General features: G+C 46.9%; 17 protein-coding genes. 14 read left to right on the top strand and 3 right to left on the bottom strand.

Annotation, left to right across the window (positions count from 1 at the left end; translation table 11 throughout):
• Window positions 1-33 precede the first annotated feature (33 nt).
• Window positions 34-783 (top strand): SDR family NAD(P)-dependent oxidoreductase, encoded by a 750-nt coding sequence (locus tag Nant_RS15015; protein WP_054342482.1) that lies wholly within the window; start codon window positions 34-36, stop codon window positions 781-783.
• Here the strand turns inward: Nant_RS15015 and Nant_RS21105 are convergent.
• A complete protein-coding gene (locus tag Nant_RS21105; protein ID WP_238377193.1) occupies window positions 716-859 on the bottom strand; it encodes a hypothetical protein in 144 nt (47 codons plus the stop codon). The two genes, Nant_RS15015 and Nant_RS21105, sit on opposite strands and share 68 nt — an antisense overlap.
• Before the next feature lie 447 nt (window positions 860-1,306).
• Window positions 1,307-1,699: a hypothetical protein gene (locus Nant_RS15010; RefSeq protein WP_143773465.1), complete on the bottom strand. Its 393-nt coding sequence runs from the start codon at window positions 1,697-1,699 to the stop codon at window positions 1,307-1,309.
• Between the two features lie 156 nt (window positions 1,700-1,855).
• Between Nant_RS15010 and Nant_RS15005 the strand changes: the two genes are divergently transcribed.
• The 9 genes from Nant_RS15005 to cydX all read left to right on the top strand — a co-directional run bounded on the left by Nant_RS15005 (window position 1,856) and on the right by cydX (window position 11,748).
• Window positions 1,856-3,316: an amidase gene (locus Nant_RS15005; protein WP_054342480.1), complete on the top strand. Its 1,461-nt coding sequence runs from the start codon at window positions 1,856-1,858 to the stop codon at window positions 3,314-3,316.
• Between the two features lie 60 nt (window positions 3,317-3,376).
• Window positions 3,377-4,348, top strand: a complete 972-nt coding sequence (locus tag Nant_RS15000; protein ID WP_054342479.1) for a C45 family autoproteolytic acyltransferase/hydrolase — start codon at window positions 3,377-3,379, stop codon at window positions 4,346-4,348.
• Between the two features lie 50 nt (window positions 4,349-4,398).
• The gene (locus tag Nant_RS14995; RefSeq protein ID WP_238377158.1) at window positions 4,399-5,985 is read left to right on the top strand and encodes a biotin carboxylase; all 1,587 of its coding nucleotides are present in this window, start codon (window positions 4,399-4,401) and stop codon (window positions 5,983-5,985) included.
• Window positions 5,986-6,181: 196 nt separating this feature from the next.
• A complete protein-coding gene (locus Nant_RS14990; RefSeq protein ID WP_054342478.1) occupies window positions 6,182-6,643 on the top strand; it encodes a DsrE family protein in 462 nt (153 codons plus the stop codon).
• Between the two features lie 36 nt (window positions 6,644-6,679).
• The gene (locus Nant_RS14985) at window positions 6,680-7,234 is read left to right on the top strand and encodes a rhodanese-like domain-containing protein (protein WP_054342477.1); all 555 of its coding nucleotides are present in this window, start codon (window positions 6,680-6,682) and stop codon (window positions 7,232-7,234) included.
• A 139-nt stretch (window positions 7,235-7,373) separates the two neighbouring features.
• The gene (locus tag Nant_RS14980; protein WP_054342476.1) at window positions 7,374-8,687 is read left to right on the top strand and encodes an NAD(P)/FAD-dependent oxidoreductase; all 1,314 of its coding nucleotides are present in this window, start codon (window positions 7,374-7,376) and stop codon (window positions 8,685-8,687) included.
• A 249-nt stretch (window positions 8,688-8,936) separates the two neighbouring features.
• A complete protein-coding gene (locus Nant_RS14975) occupies window positions 8,937-10,505 on the top strand; it encodes a cytochrome ubiquinol oxidase subunit I (protein WP_054342475.1) in 1,569 nt (522 codons plus the stop codon).
• Window positions 10,498-11,634, top strand: coding sequence for a cytochrome d ubiquinol oxidase subunit II (gene cydB / locus Nant_RS14970; RefSeq protein WP_054342474.1), 1,137 nt, complete (start codon window positions 10,498-10,500; stop codon window positions 11,632-11,634). The genes Nant_RS14975 and cydB overlap by 8 nt, the downstream gene beginning before the upstream one ends.
• Before the next feature lie 12 nt (window positions 11,635-11,646).
• Window positions 11,647-11,748, top strand: coding sequence for a cytochrome bd-I oxidase subunit CydX (gene cydX, locus Nant_RS21100; protein WP_076495886.1), 102 nt, complete (start codon window positions 11,647-11,649; stop codon window positions 11,746-11,748).
• A 56-nt stretch (window positions 11,749-11,804) separates the two neighbouring features.
• On the opposite strand, the gene Nant_RS14965 is transcribed toward cydX, so the two are convergent.
• On the bottom strand, window positions 11,805-13,205 hold the full coding sequence (locus Nant_RS14965; protein ID WP_054342473.1) for a sigma-54 interaction domain-containing protein: 1,401 nt from the start codon (window positions 13,203-13,205) through the stop codon (window positions 11,805-11,807).
• Between the two features lie 91 nt (window positions 13,206-13,296).
• Between Nant_RS14965 and cydD the strand changes: the two genes are divergently transcribed.
• From cydD to Nant_RS14945, 4 genes are all read left to right on the top strand, one after another.
• Window positions 13,297-15,063 carry a thiol reductant ABC exporter subunit CydD gene (cydD, locus tag Nant_RS14960; protein WP_054342472.1) on the top strand — a complete coding sequence of 589 codons (1,767 nt, stop codon included), beginning with the start codon at window positions 13,297-13,299 and terminating at the stop codon, window positions 15,061-15,063.
• On the top strand, window positions 15,053-16,768 hold the full coding sequence (locus Nant_RS14955; protein WP_054342471.1) for an amino acid ABC transporter ATP-binding/permease protein: 1,716 nt from the start codon (window positions 15,053-15,055) through the stop codon (window positions 16,766-16,768). The genes cydD and Nant_RS14955 overlap by 11 nt, the downstream gene beginning before the upstream one ends.
• A gap of 182 nt (window positions 16,769-16,950) precedes the next feature.
• The gene (locus tag Nant_RS14950) at window positions 16,951-19,443 is read left to right on the top strand and encodes a bifunctional diguanylate cyclase/phosphodiesterase (RefSeq protein ID WP_054342470.1); all 2,493 of its coding nucleotides are present in this window, start codon (window positions 16,951-16,953) and stop codon (window positions 19,441-19,443) included.
• 76 nt (window positions 19,444-19,519) lie between these two features.
• The gene (locus Nant_RS14945) at window positions 19,520-20,776 is read left to right on the top strand and encodes an MFS transporter (RefSeq protein WP_054342469.1); all 1,257 of its coding nucleotides are present in this window, start codon (window positions 19,520-19,522) and stop codon (window positions 20,774-20,776) included.
• The last annotated feature ends 57 nt before the right edge of the window (window positions 20,777-20,833 follow it).

Raw genomic sequence — 20,833 nt, 5'->3', positions numbered from 1 at the left:
GCAAACAACTGCCGCACGTACACTAAGGTCACCATGATGCAATTATTCGATAGAGAAGATAACGCACTTAATTTGGCCGTGATTGGTGCGACGGGCGGTATCGGACATTCCTTAATTCAGCAGTTGGCGGGGATGCCCGCTATAGGCCATATCTATGCCTACTCGCGCACGCCGTCGGCAACGCTTTGCAAAATTGCTCATCTAAGCCAGATGTCGCTCGATTATAGACATGAATCAAGTATTGCCGAAGCGGCAGCGGCATTAGCTGACGTACGCCTGGATGCAATAATTGTGGCCACCGGCGTCTTACACGGTCAACAATTTAAGCCTGAAAAAAGTATCCGAAACTTACAACCCGATAGCTTTGATGAGGTGTTTTTATTAAATACACTAGGGCCGATGCTGATAGCAAAACACTTTTTACCCTATATGAATAAGTCCAGAAGAACGGTTTTTACAGCCCTGTCTGCCCGAGTGGGGAGTATTAGTGATAATCGCCTGGGTGGCTGGTATAGCTATCGCGCCAGCAAAGCCGCGTTAAATATGATGCTGAAATGCCTGGCCATTGAAAGCCGCATGAGATATCCCGATCTGATTGTTGCGGGCTTACATCCAGGCACTGTCAACACCGCACTTTCTCAGCCTTTCCAAAAAAATGTACCCGCAGAAAAGCTGTTTACGGCGGCGCAATCTGCACAGCATTTATTAACGGTTATCAATAACCTGCAAAGCGACGACAGCGGTAAGGTGTTTGCCTGGGATGGCCAGGAAATCTTGGCTTAACCAACAACTGAGAGTGGGGAGATTCCTTAATTCTGAGAATGAAAAAGCGATCAATATTAATCGTTTGAATCAGCAAACGATGACAATACGCCAATGAACTAATCCCTGTGCCAAAATCATCTATAGTGATAGAGCGACTAGCGTTCTAGCCTGCCCGAATCGATAACAGCGGAGCCTAGATTAGTCGTCAGAATTAATGATTTTTAATACCGGAGAAGTATTCAAATAACATCATTTAGCGTAGAGGAAATTTGAGGCTACCCAATAGGGTGGTATAGCCTCATGCAAAAGCCAAAACATTCGCTGGGGACAAATAATATGGCCTTCACGAATAAATAATAGCACACTTTCAACAAAAGACACTAATGTCATAAAAGACACATAAAACGGTGCATTTGTTAATACTTTCTGGGTGAAAAATCATCGGAACGGGAGAGGGGCTCACCCTCCTCTCTACAGTAAAATACAGCGCTATCTAAAACAGGAGAGCCGAATGCTAAAGTGGTGTATTGAGTGGATTTTCTTAGTTTGTATACGCGCTGGGTAATCCGGATGTTTCAATATCCAAGTCAGGTAACTCGATACTTCCGGCTTCCAAATCGTTACGCGTCCACCAGTATCGGAAACCATTATTCACCATCCACTGCGCAACACGGTCCAGCGTTGACCATTCACGACAGTCTCCGCGCGCACTGTTCAAGCGTAGCGGCAAGCCATCCACATAAACAAGCGTAGCCCAGGCGAACGGGTGCTTATCCGGATCCCCAAAGCCGCCACCCTGCTTGTTTCTATAGATACGATAGGCGACGGCATAGTCTCCCAATCGGCCCTGTTCTCGGACGATGGGAAGCTCCGCCTGAGTAATGACTCCCGCGACCTCCAAGAATAGCTCTAAGCTCTGATTATCAAACATCATGATCCATAGTGTTGCTTTTTACCAAAGATAATCATACATTATGGTTCATGCTGTAAGGTTCTACAACTGGATATTAAGCGTTAAGCACTCTTCATACTCGCTTAAAACCGGCCAATCCTGAGAACCTGACATAATAATTAGAATGAAGGAAATCCGATGAACGCAGGCAACAAAACAGCCATTGAGTTACTCTCAGACCTTCGCGCTCACGATATCTCAGCTACCGAACTGCTCGAACAAACCATCCAACATGCCGAGCATATCGCCGCCGCGTACAATCCGTTTTCTATCAAACTCTATGACCGGGCACGTCAAGCTGCCAAACGAGCCGATGAACTTCTGGCTCAGGGTCTTGGCGGTCCTTTATGCGGACTGCCGATTACCATCAAAGATTCACAATGGCTGGCAGGCGTTCCCTGTACCAATGGCTCCCGTACCCTGCAAGACTTTGTCCCCGATGAAACCAGTGCCGCTGTGCAGCGCCTGGAAGACGCCGGGGCGGTTATTTTTGCCAAAACCACCTGCCCTGAGTTCTGTTTAACCGGAACAACGGCGACTGAACTCTACGGAACCACGTCTAACCCCTGGAATTCCGAGCGCACCTGTGGTGGCTCATCTGGTGGCGCGGCGGTAGCGGTTGCCGCTGGCGCGGGCACCTTATCTCTGGGTGGTGACGGCGGCGGGTCGATCCGTATCCCTGCCGCATTCTGCGGCATTGTTGGTTTTAAACCCTCATTCAAGGCGGTACCGCGTGAGCCTTGCTCTCCTTCATGGAGCACCATTGTGTCGTACGGCCCAATGGCCCGCAGTGTTGCCGATGTACGCCTTATGTTTTCTGTGGTCGCCGCCAATAACGAAGACCACTCTTATCTGGAAGCACTGACTGCCCATGCTCACCAGCCATTAACATTGTTGGGGCAGACAATAATCGTCTCAGAAGATCTCGGCTTCGCTCCCATTGATGATGATGTACGCTTCACCTTCAGAGCGATCGTCAGGAAGCTTGAAGAGGCCGGGGCTACCATCACTTATGACCACCCCCACCTGCCTTCTTCTGTTATTGCATGGGCTACGTCCGCGCACTACGATGCGTGGAGCTTTCAGAAGAAAAAAGATGTGCCACTAAAAGGGCTAGAGAAAGGCACGCTGGATACTTTTCACTTTGGTGCAAGCCTCACAGAAGAAGAATTCAATGCCGCGGAGGAACACCGCGACGTTATCAGTACCGCTTACAGCGCCATGTTCGCGCGCAATGGCAGCAGCATTTTTCTCACGCCAACGCTAGGGCTTGAGGCTTTCAAACACACCCGTCGCTACCCTAAATATATTGGTTCAACAAAAATCACTAATCCATGGCTGGACTGGGTAGCCTTTCTTTACGATGCCAATCTAACCGGCATGCCTGCCTGCGCATTACCGATGGGGCTCGGTGACGAAAACCTGCCTATTTCAATGCAAGTGAGCGGCCCTGTTGGCAGTGATGCTTCGGTTTTAGATATCGCAGAACAGCTGGAAAGCATTATTGGCTGGGACAATTCGCCTAAATATTCTCCTGAAGATGCGCCTAAAGATTCTGCGCAAGAGAAGCTAGCCGAATCCCAACCGGAACAGCGATAGATAGATAACAGCTAAAAGCCTGAGAATCAGCCAAACACAACGTGTGGAGATAGTATCTTAGTGAGAAACCTGCAGTTTGAAGTGATCAGTGAAGCATCCCCGGGCGAAAAATTCAGCCAGCTGTTCAATAAAAGCTGGCCGGCCTATCGTGCCTGGTATCTGGATGAGGGTGAAGCAGCACGCCCCAGCTATCTGGAGTGTATCTCCGCGCTAAAAGAGCATATGCCGGAACTTGTTCCTCTCTATCATAAGATCTTGAAATTATTGGATGCTGATGACTTACAAGCCAGATTTCTTAGTTTGTATTGCCCGCCAACTTTCTATTCTGCCTGCTCTCAGCTTATCTATAAAAAAGAACAAACCGCGCTTATTCGTAATTATGATTTCCCGGCATTTCTCTGCGAAGGCACTGTTTTACGTAGCCAATGGTTCGACAAAAAAGTCATTGCCATGGCTGATTGCGTGTGGGGGGTCTTAGATGGCATCAACGATTCAGGCTTAGCAATATCGATTAATTACGGTGGCAGATTAGTCGAAGGAAAAGGCTTTGGTATCACTATTGTCATTAGATACGTACTGGAAACATGCAACACAGTAGCAGAGGCCGTAGACGTCTTTAAAAGGGTTCCGGTACACCTTGATTACAATATTGCTCTGCTCGATAAACACGGTAACCATGCCACCGTACTGATTGCTCCTGACAGAGAGCCTTGCATCACTCAGGCCTTAACATCCACCAACCATCAGGACCCTATTGAAACAGGTAAACCCCTGTTTCTTAAAGATTCGGGCATTAGGCTAGAGACACTTAACTGGCTTGACGCAAATAATCAGAGTTCGTTAGCACAAACCGTGACACAATTTTTACATCCCCCTTTATATCGCCCTCATGACAGCCATGCATCGGGGACTTTATATACAGCGGTATATAGCCCCGCAACAGGACATGTCAGTTATGTTTGGCCACATCAGAGCCTGAATCTGACATTCGACTCATTCCCCGAACAAATACTGGATATTCACTATGCCTAGTCATATACACACATGATGATCCACCCAATAAAGAACACATACGGAGCCGTATGACTTCTCTGATAAAAAAAATAACGTCATTACCGATCCGTATTTTCAGATCTGTTTTTCCACAAAAAATGAACGCAACGCTGAATGAAAAAACAACCTTAGCTAAAGATAATAAGAATGAGGACGTAGTTATGAGTACACAAGAAAAGCTCCGCGGTTTATCCGATATTTATCGTTTCTTCCGCAAAAACACCACACCCATCTACTTTGTTTCACCAACTGCCTATAACATTCTGGGCCTGGGCCAGTGGATTCAGGGCTTTAAATACATTACCCATTTCGACTCTTTTGACGGTGGTCATTTCCGTGTCACCAATCCTGAACAAAATACTGAAAGAGAATTTCAGTCGATGGAGGACATGGTCAATTATCTGTTGAGCCATAAAGAGTCTGTCGATCTTTTTCAACGAGGCGGCGGTAACGGCAAACTTCTTACCGTAATGTTCGATGAAAAAACTGAAGAAATAGCCAAGCAGCTTGGCCTTGATATCGCACTGCCACCCGCTGAACTGCGTTCCCGAATAGACTCTAAAATTGTCACTACCCAACTCGCCAATGAGGCGGGTGTTACCAGTGCACCCAATATTGTCGATGTTGAAGCATCCACCTACGAGGAGCTGCGCGCCCTCGCTGCCGAAAATAATCTGGGTGAAAAATTAGTAGTTCAAACGCCTTATGGCGACTCAGGTAAAACTACATTCTTCATCAGCAACCAAGAAGATTGGGACGAGGTCGCCAAAAAAGTGACCGGCGAAAAGCTTAAGGTGATGAAGTATATCAACCACATCCCGGGCACCGTTGAAGCAGTTGCGACCCGATGTGGCACTATGGTTGGGCCGTTACAAACTGACATTACCGGCTATAAAGAACTAACACCGTACAAAGGCGGCTGGTGTGGCAACGATATTTTCCCTGAACTCCTTGAAGGAGCACAGCGCGAAAAAATCATCGGCATGGTTAAGGCGATGGGCGACAAGCTTTATGAAAATGGTTACCGAGGCACCTTCTGTTTCGACTATCTGGTCGACACCGATGACGGCGAAGTCTATCTTGGCGAAATCAACCCTCGCATCAGTGGTGCTAGCCCACTCACTAATCTGGTGACATCAAAGTACGGTGGCATCCCATTAATGCTATTTCATCTGCTTGAATTTATGGATGTTGATTTTGAAATTGATGTTGATGAGATTCAAAAGCGCTGGTCAGACTTTGGCAGTTGGACACAGCTAGTCCTCAAGCACACCACCGATGAAGTACGCTCAATCACTAAAGCACCAAAATCCGGCATCTGGCGGATGCTCGATGATGGCAACATCACCTTTGTGCGTAACAGTATTGACTGGAACAATGTCAGCGACAACCAAGATGCTTTTTACCTACGTGTTTATAACGCCGGTGATTATGCTTATCTAGGTGCTGATATGGGCATCCTTGTTGCGCGCGGAAGAATGCAAACCGATGACCGTAAACTTTTACCCCGTGCACACCAATGGATTAGAGCCATCAATGCGGAGTTTGACTACAAAACATTAGATGAGCTGGAAGTACCCTACATTCCAACTGACAACGTGCGCAAAATGATCTGATTACTTCTCTCTTTATACGAAAGGCGGTCTCTTGTGAGACCGCCTTTTTTAGTTTTCTTTAAATATCTCAACTTTTACAAACTAATACCCAGGCGCTGACGGTTCTTTTGTCTGACTAATCACCCTCATATCTTTACATATTTTTCGCACTCATATATATTAGATTAATCTAAATTAGATAATCTTAGGATAATATATGAACGTAACACAGCGTCTTGCCACATCATGTTTAGTCGGTGCATTGTTAACCAGTACTGGCGCAATGGCTGAAAGTATGGACAGTGCAGAAAGCAAATCCGCCGAAAACAAGGCACTCTTTATCGTCACCAGTAACTCTTTGCAAACACAAGGCATGGCAATGGTACTGGGTAATGCTATGCAGGCAAAAGGGGTATCTGTTGATGTGCTCTTATGTGATCAGGCGGGTGATTTGGCGCTTTCATCTACCGTTAGCCAGGCATTGAAGCCGCGCAATGTCACCCCTGAACAGCTCATGGCAAAACTACAGTCAAAAGGTGCCAATATCAGCGTCTGTGCGCTGTACCTCCCTAATAGTGAACATAACGCACAAGACCTTCGTGACGGTATTAAGGTGGCAACCCCACCGGAAATGGCCGACATGATGACCTCTGATAATGTACGCGTATATAGTTTTTAAGCTGCAAAATAACAGTGCGAAACAAAGGTGAGATTTATGAATAAACTTCTCAAGCATGTGTTGCTAATCGCAGCACTGGCAATCCCGGTTTACTCTGCCAACGCAGCAGATATCGGTATTAGTGCTCAGGATACACAAGCACTGATTCAGAAAAATGAAAACGTTCTCTTTCTTGATGTTCGTGATCCGATTGAGATTATGTTTATCGGTTTTACGGATGCTGTAGATATTAATATCCCTTACTTGATGGTGGATCGCAGCCAATGGGACGATAAAAAGAAACGTTTCCGTCTTTATCAAAATCCTGACTTCATCGCTCAAGTCAAAGCAGCGTTAACGGCCAAAGGGCTGGGAGATGATGCGACCATTATTACCATGTGCCGTTCAGGCAGCGAGCGAGGCTTGCCCAGCGCCGAGTTTCTGAAAAAGAATGGCTTTAAAAATGCCCGCTATGTGGTGCACGGGTTTCAGGGAGATAGTCTGAAAGAAGGTGAAAAATCAGGTTTTCGCATTAAAAACGGATGGCAAAACGAAGGTTTGTTATGGGGAGCAAAACCCAATCCTGAAAAAATTTACCGCACCGATAGGTAAGGCAACACCGCAGGCTCTGGCAAGAGCCTGCTTTATCACACAAAAACAGACCCGATGGCACGGCAGATGCTCAATCTTTTAATCAGGGTGAAAAGCACTCACACCCTGTTATAAAACAGAATGGGAAGAGTGAATAATCATGGCTATTAACCGACGTAAACTTCTTATCTCGGGTGCTACCTTAGGCGCCGCTTCAGCCACGGGTTTCTTAAGCTGGGAGCTGAATAAACAGGATACCCAAGCAAAAATTCTAATAGCGGGCGGCGGGGCGGCCGGTATAGCGATCGCCAATAAGTTGCAGATGTACCTTAACGGCGCTCAGATCACCGTGGTAGATCCTCGTCCTTACCACTGGTATCAGCCGGGACAAACATTACTACTGGCAGGCGTTTATAAAAGCCGCGACGATGTCATCAGTACCAATCAAGAATATATCAATTCTGATATTCGCTGGATAAGTGCCGACATCACCGAGTTTGATCCGGAGAATAATCAGGTATCTACCAGCCAAACCGATAAACTCGACTATGACTACCTGATCGTCGCCACTGGGCTTGAACTACGCTACGATTTAATAGAAGGGCTCGACCCTGAACAGATCGGCACAGAAGGTATTGCCAGCATCTATCACAGCCCTGAAGCGGGTATTGCCAGCCATCAGCAAGCGATGACATTTGCCCAGTCAAAGGGAGGAAACGCTGTATTTACCCGACCAAAGGGGCCTATGAAATGCGCGGGTGCACCAATGAAAGCCACCAATCTGGTTGAATATTTTGTGCGTCAGGCAGGCAAGCGGAATGATTTTAATTTCGATTACATGACCGCCGAAGATTCCCTGTTTGGCGTTAAGGTTTTTGATGCCCGCCTGCAAGAGATCTGGCAACAAAGAAAAATCACCCCTCATTACCAGCATGACCTCACCGCGATAGACAGCCACACTAAACAGGCATGGTTTACCACAACCAGCGGCGAGCAATATCAAACAAGCTGGGACTTTATCCATGTTGTGCCTCCCATGTCGGCCATCGCCGTCGTACGTAACTCTACCCTGGCAGACACGTCTGACTTCACAGGTTATCTGGAAGTAGATCAATACAGTCTGCAGCATAAACGTTACGCGAATATTTTTGGCTTAGGAGATACCGTTGGCACCCCTGTCGGCAAAACAGCCGCCTCAGTTAAAGCCCAGTTGCCAGTGGTGGCGAAGAACCTTACCGCATTAATTCGCGGAGCAGAGATGCCAGCCCGCTGGGATGGTTATACCTCCTGCCCGATGATTCTTGATGTTGGCCACGCCATGCTGTGGGAGTTTGACTACAGTATGCAGCCGGTAACGGCCTTGCCATTTCAGATCGTAGATCCTCTTGAAAAAAGCACACTAGCCTGGGTGATGGAAAAATCACTTATCAAGCCAGTTTATACTGCTATGCTAGAAGGCTACACACCCATTTAAGTGACATTAAATGTGTATTCAATGGGCATTTAATTGCCATTAATGACATTAAATGCCATATACTGTCATCGGCAAAACAACAAATAACAGCCCACTCAGTATCAAAGGTGCTTTGATACTGACGCTCTAATCAAGACCCCTTTCTGGCACAACTTGTGCATTCACACTTACAGCACTCAGTTTAAAACTCTGAGGTAATTTTTTGTTATTCCCGACAATCGTCGGATCTGAATTCAAAGGTCGTTATTTATGGTCTCGGAAACAGTTGTTGAGCTCTCGCGCATACAATTTGCCATGACAGCGCTGTACCACTTTCTATTTGTCCCTTTAACACTGGGTCTCTCATTTATGCTGGCCATCATGGAATCTGTCTATGTGATGACCAACAAGCAAGTCTACAAAGACATGACCCGCTTCTGGGGCAAGCTCTTTGGTATCAACTTCGCGTTAGGCGTCACTACCGGTTTAACGATGGAGTTCCAGTTTGGTACTAACTGGGCCTATTATTCGCATTACGTCGGAGATGTCTTTGGTGCGCCATTGGCCATTGAAGGCCTGATGGCATTCTTCTTAGAATCGACCTTTATTGGTTTGTTCTTCTTCGGTTGGGACCGTCTCTCGCGTGTCCAACATCTATCCGTCACCTGGCTGGTCGCCATTGGTTCAAACTTCTCCGCCCTGTGGATTCTTATTGCTAACGGCTGGATGCAAAATCCGGTGGGCGCTTATTTCAATTTTGAAACCATGCGCATGGAGATGGATAGCTTTACAGAAGTGATTTTCAATCCCGTAGCGCAGGTCAAGTTTGTCCATACCGTATCAGCGGGTTATGTAACCGGCGCGATGTTTGTGCTCTCTATTAGTGCTTACTACCTGTTGCGCAATAAAGATGTCGGTTTTGCGCGGCGCTCTTTTGCTATTGCATCGGCCTTCGGCTTAGCCTCCATTATTTCGGTTATTATTCTGGGTGATGAGAGTGGTTACGAAGTAGGCGATGTTCAAAAGGTAAAACTGGCGGCCATTGAAGCGGAGTGGGAAACACATCCGGCACCTGCCGCTTTTACCGTCATAGGCTTACCTAATCAGGAAAATCAAACTACTGATTACGCATTGCGAATACCCTACCTGTTAGGGATTATCGCTACCCGCTCGATTGATACACCAGTACCGGGTATAAAAGATCTGATTATTGCCAGCGAAGTGCGCATCCGCAGCGGCATAGTCGCTTACGGCCTTTTACAAAAATTACGCACCGGGGAAGATACACCAGAAAACCGGGAGGCTTTCAATGCAGTGAGCGATGACCTGGGTTACGGCCTGTTGCTGAAGCGGTTTACTGAAAACGTGGTCGATGCTACTGAAGAACAGATTCAGGCGGCGGCTAACAGCACTATTCCTAAGGTAGCACCTATATTCTGGTCGTTCCGTGTCATGGTCGCTTCCGGCGTTGCCATGCTATTTACCTTTGCTGCCGCCTTCTATTTCACCGCCCGTCGGCGCGAACACAAAACACCCTGGCTACTCAAATTGTCGCTCTTCTGCCTTCCTCTGCCGTGGGTAGCCATTGAAACCGGCTGGTTTATTGCAGAGTTCGGCCGACAACCATGGGCGATTGGTGAAATTTTGCCCACCTACGTGGCCACATCCCATCTCAGTGAAATGGATTTATGGATGAGTATTGCCGGCTTTGCCAGCCTCTACTCTGTGTTTCTGGTCATCGAGGTTTACTTAATGGTCAAGTACATTCGCAAAGGCCCGAGTGCGTTAGAAACCGGGCGTTACCACAGCGAACAGAAAGGAGAACTGCAGCATGTTTGATTATGAAACTCTGCGATTGGTCTGGTGGTTACTGGTCGGCGTGTTACTGATCGGCTTTGCTATCACCGATGGTTTTGATCTCGGCGCAGCCATGCTGCTACCTATCTTAGGTAAAACCGATATCGAACGCCGCGTGATCATTAATACCATTGCGCCACACTGGGATGGCAATCAGGTCTGGTTCGTAACGGCGGGCGGTGCTCTTTTTGCAGCCTGGCCTCTGGTCTACGCCACGGCGTTTTCAGGCTTTTACTGGGCCATGTTATTGGTGTTATTTGCATTATTTTTTCGCCCTATCGGCTTTGAATATCGCAGTAAAATGCCGGGCAAACGCTGGCGTAGCAATTGGGATTTAGGCCTGTGCTTAGGTTCTTTTGTACCTGCTCTGGTATTCGGCGTTGCCTTTGGCAATTTATTTCTCGGCGTACCGTTCAGCTTTGACGAATTTACTCGTCCAATTTATACCGGCTCTTTCTGGGCACTGCTTAACCCGTTTGCACTCATTTGTGGCTTAGCCAGCGTTACGATGCTCGTTCTGCATGGTGCTGTTTGGCTGCAAATGCGCGCCGGTGGTGACATCAAACATCGCGCCACCGCTATCACGCTGCTGACCGGACCGTTATTGAGTGTACTACTGATAATTGCGGGCGCCTGGCTACTCACATCCATCCCTGGTTATGAGATCAGCAGCGCGGTTATCGGCGATGCCAGCTCAAACCCACTGAGTAAAAGCGTGGTTCGCATTGATAGCTGGTTTGTTAATTTCAGCCTTTATCCCGAGCTCTGGTTGCTGCCACTACTGGCGGTTGTTCTACCGTTAGTCACCAGCCTGCTGTCGCGAGCAACGCTATATGGCTGGGCTTTCCTGAGTAGCGCGCTAGCAATCACCGCTATTATTTTACTGGCAGGCACGACGCTGTTCCCATTCCTGATGCCTTCATCAACAGATCTGGCGAGTAGCCTTACGCTGTGGGATGCAACATCCAGTAAACTCACATTAGAAATAATGCTCTGGGTGGTGATCTTTTTTGTGCCGCTGATACTCGCCTACACCGTGTGGAGTTACTACAAAATGTGGGGCCGTGTTGAGCCGGAAGCTATCGAAAACAACAGCGTGTCATTTTACTAAAAGGAGTGTTTTATGTGGTATTTCGCTTGGATCCTAGGTGTATTACTGGCGTGTAGCTTCGGCATCATTAATGCGATGTGGCTGGAAAGTCATATGGAAGACGAAACAGAATAGAACAGAGAAGTGAGCCTGCATTAGCGGGTTCACTGCTTCTATTGTCGATTTGGTCTTTACTCTGAGTTTCGATCTAGTTTGCGGTACAGTGTGCGTAGACTACAGCCAGCAATGTCAGCTACGTGCGCTTTATCCGGGTAGGTTTGTAATAACGCGTGTAAGTAGGCCTGTTCGAGCTGCTCCAATGTCAATTTTTGCTCAGCCAGGTGCTGAAAAAAAGCGCCTGATGAAGTCTTCGACATATCAGCAGCATCTACACCTGAATTTACACTGCCGTTAGCATTACCGTCACGCTGTTCTCCTGACGCAGCAATATTCTGCACCGGCAGCAAATTTAAGCTTTGTCGAATAATATCAACATCGATCTGGTCATCATTTCGCAATACAATGGCACGCTCTATGATGTTTTTCAGCTCCCGAATGTTACCTTTGAACGCTTGCTCGCACAGCAGCGCCAGGGCTTCTTCGGTCAAACTCAGTGGCAGATTCTCGGCGATTCGCAGCAAAATACTCTTTACCAGCAACGGCAGATCTTCACGCCGTTCAGACAATGCAGGCAAACGGATGGGGAAAGTACTAATACGATGATACAAATCTTCCCGAAACTCACCCCGTTCAACCATGCTTATCAGATCTTTATGGGTAGCACAGACCAGCCTGAAATCAGCAGCGGCCGGCTTACTGTCACCCACAGGCCGAAAGGTTTTGGTTTCAATCAGCCGCAGCAATTTTACCTGAAGATGCAACGGAATATCGCCCACTTCGTCAAGAAACAAAGTTCCACCATGAGCCGACTGCACCAAGCCGGTTCGGGTATAGGTTGCGCCAGTAAAAGCACCCTTCATATGGCCAAACAGTTCACTTTCAAACAGAGTGTCAGTCAGTCCGGAACATTCTACCGTAACAAAAGGCTTGCTCGCTCTGGAACTCACCGAATGAATCGCCTGAGCGGCCAGCTCTTTACCGGTACCCGACGCGCCCATCAAAAGGACATTGGTATTGGTTTTTCCGACACGCTGTATAAGGTCGACCAAGCGATTAAAAGCCTTACTGCGACCAATCATTTTATTCGCGATGGGTTCTGCACTGACCTCCAGAATCGGCTTCATCACTTCGATAAAGTAAGTCCGCTGTGCTTCATCGACAATAGGAATCGTTTCTATGCCGACATGCTCTTTGCCCTGAGGCGTATTGTGAATATGCAAAACACTGGCGCGCTTACCTGTCTCACGTGCTTCATGCATCGGGCAGGTCTCGCCTTCAAGGTCACAGGGTCGGTTATAGCCATGCGAGAGAAAATAGCATTTTGCAGGGCGGTTATCATCCAGCCCGCCAAACCGGAAATCATAGTGACTATTGGAAACCACCACGTTGTAGTCGGCATCCACCAGCACCGCTGGGTCATTATAACTGTCCAATACAGTGCGCATTGTTTCCAGCCAGTTGGCATTAGTCATCTCTCTGCCCCGTCATTTTTGTCTTATGTATGACGATAATGACAAAAAATAGCGTTTTCTACCAGATATGTAAGCTTCAGAGCAACGAACTATGAAACAAACAGTGAACCCGCCCCTAAACCCATCCCTGAATAACAGCCCTGATGCAAAAACACTGCTGCGTGCCGCAAGCAACAGTGCTCGCCGCGAAAATAACGGCTTAACCCTCATCGGGATTATTCAAACACTCTGTACTATTATCTTTGCCGCCGTTATTGCGCTATTAATCAACGATGCTGTTTATCTTCAACAAGACGCGTGGCGTCAACTCCATTGGTGGGGGTTACTGGCAGCAGTGCTCTGCATTAAAGCTCTGCTACCGTTAGTGCAAGCCCAGCTGGCAGATAGTGCCAGTATCAAGGCTAGAAATGCCTTAAGGTCCGCCGCGATGGAGCATTGTCAGCAACACCATATCAAGCTGTTCCCGGATTTTACGGCGGCAGAGCTCAGCAGTCTCATCAGCACCGAGATTGACAGTACCCGGGATTACTTCGCAGAATTTATGCCACAGCAACGCTTAGCCATGTTGGCTCCGGTGTTGATCCTCCTCGCCTGTTGCAGTATTAGCTGGCTGGTTCCGCTAATTCTGGCGCTGACTGCACCCATGGTTCCTCTTTTCATGATGATTGTCGGCCACAAAGCCGCTGACGCCAGCCAGCGTAATCTCATACAACTAAACCGACTGGGTAACCTGCTGGCAGACCGAATAAAAGGACTTAACGCGTTACAACTGGCAAGAACCACCGATCAGGAGCAGCAAAAACTATATGAGCAATCCGAAGCTTATCGGCACTCCACTATGCAGGTACTACGCTTAGCTTTTCTATCCGGCACTTTGTTGGAATTTTTCAGCGCGATCAGCGTGGCACTGGTCGCTGTTTATCTGGGCCTGCTGTTCCTTGGCAAATACCACATAGGTAGTTGGAGCGGAGAAGTCACATTAGGTGATGGCATTTTTCTATTGATGTTAGCACCCGAATTCTACCTGCCTCTGCGTCGCTTAGGCCCGCTCTATCATGCCCGTGCAGATGCCATGAGTGTGGCTGAACACTTGCTGCGTTTATTTAGCAAAAAAGATTCCCAATCACAGCGAACGCCTCAGCTACAGCCTCACTTGCAGACAAGGTCCGACGCTCATGCCGTTCTGCCGAAACAGATTGATTCAATCACACTGCAAAACCTGCAAACAGGTCGTAACGCGGTCAATATTGGCCAACCGCTTAACCTAACGCTGCGGACAGGCCAGAGCCTGTTATTAAAAGGCCCTTCCGGTGCAGGCAAGAGCACCCTGTTAGATACGCTGGCCGGATTCATCCCTGCCACTGCAGGCGAAACCCTTATCAATGGTCAACCGACAACGCTTCTCAACAACGCGCAATGGCAAGGTCGCATCGGCTATATGGCGCAGCAACCCGAGCTGTTATTCGACAGTATTCGTAACAATCTTTGTTTAGGCCGCGACTTTAGCGATGCTCAGTTATTGGCAGCCTTAACACGGGTGCAAGCGGACATACTGGTACGCGCATTACCCGGCCAGCTTGATTATCAGATCAGTGACAGCGGGGGTTACCTGTCAGGAGGCCAGGCACAACGCATTGCTCTGGCACGCGTTTTTCTGCACCAGCCCGATCTATTATTACTGGATGAACCAACAGCCAATCTGGACGACGAGACGGCAGACTTGTTTTTAACATCACTTCGCCAATTTACTCAGCTGGGAGGCATCGTGATCATGGCCAGCCACCGCACCCGTGATCAAACACTTTTCCAGCAGACCATCACACTCCACTCGTCGGAAGGTGCTTTATATGAGAAGTAAAATGAGAGCTGATACGCAAACTGATATAAAAGACGAACCTGCTATCCGAGTACCTACATTAGTTAAACGCTATTTTTGTTTGCTATGGGAACAACGCTCGATGGCTGTTATCGGACTTTTGCTGGCAACCATCACTGCTATTGCCGGAATAGCGTTACTGGCCGTATCTGGCTGGTTCATTAGCGCCACCGCCCTTGCAGGGCTAAGTCTTGCCGGCGCACATAGTTTTAATTATTTCGCGCCCGGCGCGATTGTCAGAGGCTTATCTATTATCCGTACTACTGGCCGTTACGGGGAACGGATCACCACCCACGAAGCGACGTTACGTGTTATTTCACGCCTGCGATCAGAGCTTTTTGGCAGTTTAGCGAAACATCATTGGCAAGAAAACCCGCTCAATAGCCACGACGCCAGCAGCCGGCTGCTCGAAGATATCAAATATGCTGAGTCCTTATATCTGTCTGCGCTGATACCCGGTTTTGTAATGCTGCTGAGTGTTCTGCTGTATCTCTTTACAATAATGATATTTCTGCCAGATATCATCGTCTGGATACTACCCATGCTTTTGCTCACGGTAGTGTTGATGCCCTACTTATACTTGCAACAGACCCTTAAACCACAAGACAGCCTTCATCAGCAACGCAGCCAACAGTGGAGCAGTGCCAGCTCTTTATTTACGAACCTGCGGACACTTATTCTCTATCAGCGCCTCCAACACGTCAGTGCAACGCTACTCGACAATGCCTCCGCCGCTGATATTACCGAAAGACAAACCAGCCGCGCCCGGCAAAAAATAATGGCCATCAACAATCTTATGTGTGCCGTTCTTATCCTGATTATACTCTGGCAAGGCCTACTTGCTTTGTCGGTCGGAGAGCTTGGAGGCTCACATCTATTCATGTTGCTATTACTGACGCTCGGGACTCAAGAAGTGATTCTGGGCGGTACCAGCGCGTTAGCAAATTTCGGGTTGGGATATGCTGCACTGAACAGAATTAACGCTCATGCTCCCTCCACTATTCAACAGGATTTACGTACATTTATATCAGCCGCAGCAGCTGCAGAGACACACATAGCGACACCCTCCGCCGCCTCCCCTGCCATTCAATTCAACGCTATTAGTTACCGCTACCCTCAACGGGCATCAGCGGTTATTTCACAGTTAAGTGGTAAGTTAGCCGCCCCCCACTGGTATTGGATAACAGCACCCAGCGGCCACGGAAAAACCACACTGCTACATCTATTAACAGGGCAACTCAACCCGTACCAGGGAACCATCAATATTATCGGGGCTAACGCCGGGCAACTGTGTTTAATGCCTCAACAAATAGACTTATTACGCGGCACGCTGCGATACAACCTGTGCTTACACCAGCCACATTCAGATGAAGCGTTGCTTAAGTCATTAACGCTGGTAGAGCTTGATCATTGGTTGCGGCAACTACCCGACGGGCTGGATACCTGGCTAGGCAACGGAGAACGGATGCTATCCGGCGGAGAATTAAAACGACTCGGGATGGCTCGGTTGCTCCTTCAGGATAGCCGTATTTTATTATTAGACGAACCGACAGCAGGCATCGACCAGCAACGCGCTGTGCGCATCCTCAACAGACTGCATCAGCACTGGGCAGGAAAACTTGTGATTATAAACAGCCACGACTCATCACTGATGTGTGACTCAGATCAGGCGTTTGCCATTGATTAGATAAACTGACTTCTTTACCTGATACGCTACGCAGTCATACGGCCACTATTCAATAGCCGTTAGTGCCTTACTGCTAATACTGGTCTATAGTCTAAATTATTCGCAATAAGAAACTATGTACACCTCCACTGCAGCCATTCGATAGAATCTGCGAATTCCAGTATCAGAGCATTTTTTAGACCATGAAAATAACATCCGATCAGAAACTTCTCCGCCTTATTAAAGTGGCTCCCGTTCTGGTTGTGGGTATCTTTATCGTATTGTTAAGTGGCATTGTTATTTATGACAATCAAACAAAAGCGAAGAGCGACATAAATTCACTACGCGACAACTTTATCGATCGTCAAAAAGCAGTTGCAAAAGGCCAGGTTGAGCAGGTTTATCAAGATATTCAATTCGAAAAAAGTAGCACTGAATCCACATTAAAAAAAGATATTAAACAACGCGTTTACGAAGCCTACGCCATTGCTACTAGCATCTACCAACATAACAAGGATAAACCGGAAGCAGAAGTTTCCCGCCTGATTACCAACAGTTTACGCAGTATTTCGTTTAACGGTGGGCGTGGTTACTTTTTCATCTATAAAAGTAATGGACTCAATGTGATGCATCCACTGCTGCCTCATATAGAAGGCACCTCTAAGTGGAATCTTCAGGATGTAAAAGGCCGCTACATCGTTCGGGAAATGGGTGAATTAGTAAAGAATAACGGAGAAGCTTTCTACCATTGGTCGTTTGTAAAGCCACAGAACAAAACACAAGAATTTGAAAAAATAGGCTTTGGTAAATATTTTGCGCCTTATGATTGGTTTATTGGCACGGGTGAATATCTTGTCGATGTCGAAAATGATGTTAAGAAACGACTATTAGAGCGAGTTGACAGCATTCGCTATGGCGACAACGGCTACATTTTTGTCATTGATAACCAAGGTAATTATCTTTCTCACTTTCAAAAAGAGCTGGTTGGGAGCAACAACCTGGACGGCAAAGGAGCCAATGGATTCCCCTTCATTCGAAAGATTATTCAAACAGCAGAAAATGGAGGTGGTTATGTCCAATATTTCGGATCAGTCATGCCTTCTACCGGACAACCGGCACAAAAAATCAGCTTTGTAAAAAGTGTTACGGATTGGAACTGGATCATTGGTACCGGTGTGTACATCAACGAAGTTGAAAGCTACCTGAAAGACAGAGAAACAATCCTGCACGCACAAAACAAGGATGAATTACAAAAAATATTATTATTAAGCGTGTTATCCACGTTAATTCTTATCATCGTTTTATTCTATATAAGTCGCAATATTTCCAGCAGATTCGAAAAGTTTCAACAACGGATTGCCAGCACTATTGATGAAGTTCGACATGCCAAGGATCAACTTGATTATTTGGCACATCATGATCCGCTGACCAAATTACCTAACAGAGTAATGCTGGCAGAACGCATTTCCCAAGGGATAGATCTATCAAAGTTTAACAATAAACAGCTCGCCTTAATGTTTGTAGACCTCGACGATTTCAAAAAAATAAATGACCTCTACGGCCACTCTGTGGGCGACGAATTGCTAAAGGCCGTCAGTGCAGAATTTTCCTTAATTCTTCAACCAGGAGAAAGCGTTACAAGATTTGGTGGGGATGAGTTCATTTTCTGTTTTCCGATGCTGCAGGATCTTCGTTCAGCCGAACAAAAAGTCGAAAACATACAACGCATTTTCGATAATTTGTTTCACATAGGGGGAAAAGTGATCCATTCCAGCGGTAGCATTGGTGTCACTATGTACCCGAGTGACGGCGACGAACCGGAAAAACTCATCAGCAAGGCAGATATTGTGTTGTATAAATCGAAAGCCCGTCAAAAAGGCAGTTTTCTATTTTTCAATACCGCTATCAACCAGCAAGTTCATCTTGATTTACAGCGCGAAGCCGCGCTTCGTCTAGCGCTTGAAAACAACGAAATTGACGTTGTTTACCAACCTCAGATCAACATTAAAAGTGGTAAGATTCATGGTGTCGAAGCGTTAGCTCGTTGGCATAATGACAGACTGGGTAATGTATCTCCGGTTGATTTTATCAAGATAGCCGAAGATACAGGCCTGATTCATGACATTGGTATGTTTGTGCTTAAAAAATCACTTTTGGATATAAGCAACTTCAACAGCAATCAAGACCAACCCATAGCCGTTTCCATAAACCTCTCACCAAAACAATTAAATGATGCATATTTCATAGACAAATTAGTCGCAGCGGTTACTGATCGCAATATGGAACATAGGCTTATCACCCTGGAAATAACTGAGAATTTATTAATAGAAGATTTAGCCTCTATTTCTCCAGTATTAGAGAGATTAAGAGACTATGGATTCAATCTTTCACTTGATGATTTTGGCACCGGATATTCATCCTTAAGCTACTTAAGTAATTTGCCCATCAATGAGATTAAAATAGATCAGTCATTTGTAAACAAGCTATTAACCAGCCACGAAAGCGAATCACTAGTGAAAGCTATCATCGCTATTGGTGAGTCATATCAGCTCACGGTTGTTGCTGAAGGCGTTGAAACCGCCGAGCAGCTCGCACAGTTAAGTCATTATCAATGCCACATCGCTCAAGGTTATTATTTTGATCGCCCTTTATCTGTATCTGATTTATGTGCCAGATACCATGAGCACTTGAACTAACGCGACCAGAAGCATAATCTACGCTACTTTATTCGCCGATCTTTCCTTATTTATTTCCCAGCGCGGAACTGTCTACATGTCCACATCGTTAAAGAGCCCTGTTTTAAAGAGCACAGTTTTAAAGAATCCTGTGAAATTATTGAGTATCTTTGTGGTGTGTTCCTGCTTGTTGCTGGCCATCAACTTCGGCTTACGCTCTTCGATGGGGTTTTTCATGGCCCCCATATCCAGTGAGTTTGGTTATGGACGTGAAGTATTTGCGTTTTCACTCGCATTGCAAAACCTTTGCTGGGGGCTATTTCAACCCATCGCGGGCGCTGTAGCAGACCGCTTTGGTACCGTTAAGGCAATTCTGGCTGGCGCGCTACTCTATGCCTTAGGTTTATATGTTACGGCGAACGCCGATAGCGTTTGGGAATTACATAGCGGTGCCGGGATTTTAATCGGCATGGGCATCTCAGGAACCGGTTTCGGGGTTGTATTGCCTGCGTTGGCGCGTATGGTCGCACCCGAAAAACGAGCCTTCGCACTAGGGCTGGGGACAGCTGCAGGTTCTGCCGGCCAGTTATTATTAATTCCTGTGGCCCAGGAGTTTATTAGCAGTTACGGTTGGCAGACAGCACTACTGCTAATGGCGGGCGGCGCACTCTGTATGATGTTTTTAGCAGCACCGTTTCGTAATGATGCCATGCAGTCTACGACTACTACAGACGAGGTGCAGCAAACCCTTCCTGAAGCACTTAAAGAAGCCCGGGGACATGTCCATTACTGGCTATTAATCGCTGGTTTTTTTGTCTGTGGTTTTCAGCTTGCTTTCATTACAGTACATATGCCGGCATTTTTGTCCGACAAGGGCTTTGACTCCAGCGTCGCGGTTACCAGCCTTTCTTTAATAGGTCTCTTTAATATCTTTGGTTGCCTGCTGTTTGGCTCCTGGTCCGGAAAATATTCAAAAAAGAACTTATTAGGCATTATTTATGCTGGGCGGGCTGTCACTATCGCCTTATTCATGCTGATACCTATCACCATTAACACTGTCTATCTGTTTTCTATTATGACCGGCTTTTTATGGTTGGCGACAGTGCCTCCGACGTCGGGCTTAGTCGCTCAGATGTTTGGCCTCAGATACATGGGTACACTTTATGGCATTGTATTTTTAAACCACCAGTTAGGCTCTTTTCTCGGCGTCTGGCTTGGCGGCTATTTATACGATGCAACAGGCGCATACGATATCGTCTGGTGGGCTGCTGCTACTATTGCGTTGATCACAGCATTGATTCATATATTCATTGATGAACGACCGGTAGCACGCTTACGCGCGATCTCAGCCTAATTCATAAGGGTGCCAATTGAGATAAATTTACTCATTTTAAAATAAAGTGAATATTTA

This window comes from Neptunomonas antarctica, from assembly GCF_001305295.1.
GTDB classification, from domain to species: domain Bacteria; phylum Pseudomonadota; class Gammaproteobacteria; order Pseudomonadales; family Balneatricaceae; genus Neptunomonas; species Neptunomonas antarctica.
This window is presented reverse-complemented; position numbering and strand designations above follow the sequence as displayed.